Annotated in this window: 1 rRNA gene; it reads left to right on the top strand. The window is 41.6% G+C overall.

The window, feature by feature from the left end:
- Window positions 1–468: 468 nt before the first annotated feature.
- Window positions 469–666, top strand: a 16S ribosomal RNA gene (locus B5F77_RS15465); the annotation flags it as partial.

The raw sequence follows: 666 nt of genomic DNA, 5'->3' as shown, positions 1-666 counted from the left end.
TTATAAACGGAATCGAATCCCGTTATAAACGGGAGGGGATATAGTTGTAAAAAAGTAGGTTTGTAACTATCTTGGAATGAGGTATAATTAAAATTTCTCACAAAAAAGTTGGCAAAATATTTGGCAGGTAATATAAAAGTGTCTACCTTTGCACCCGCAATCGAGAGAGATGCGGTGCAAGACATGATGGAAGAGACCTTGGAGAAGGGAAGGTGAGGTTGGAGAATCCAAGCGAAATCCGGAACGAAACGAGGAAAAATAAAAAAACTTCCGAATAAATTTGGAAGTAATAAGAAAAAGTCATTACCTTTGCGCCACGTTTCGAAAAAACGAAAGCGAAGAAGTTCTTTGAAAGAAATTGCATAAACGACCTAAAAAGTAGTACAAGTATCGAGAAATTGATACCGTCAATAAAAAAATAGGTAAAACGGCATTCTGGGCGAAAGATATTAAAAAAGAAACAATTCAACAATGAAGAGTTTGATCCTGGCTCAGGATGAACGCTAGCGACAGGCTTAACACATGCAAGTCGAGGGGCAGCGATAGGTAGCAATACTGAGTCGGCGACCGGCGCACGGGTGAGTAACGCGTATGCAACCTGGCCTACAGAGGGGGATAGCCCGGCGAAAGTCGGATTAATACCCCATAAAACAGGGGATCCGCATG

Source organism: Parabacteroides sp. An277 (assembly GCF_002159645.1).
In the GTDB taxonomy this organism is placed as follows: Bacteria; Bacteroidota; Bacteroidia; order Bacteroidales; family Tannerellaceae; genus Parabacteroides.
The sequence above is the reverse complement of the archived record's forward strand: the minus strand, read 5'-3'. Positions and strand labels throughout refer to the sequence as shown.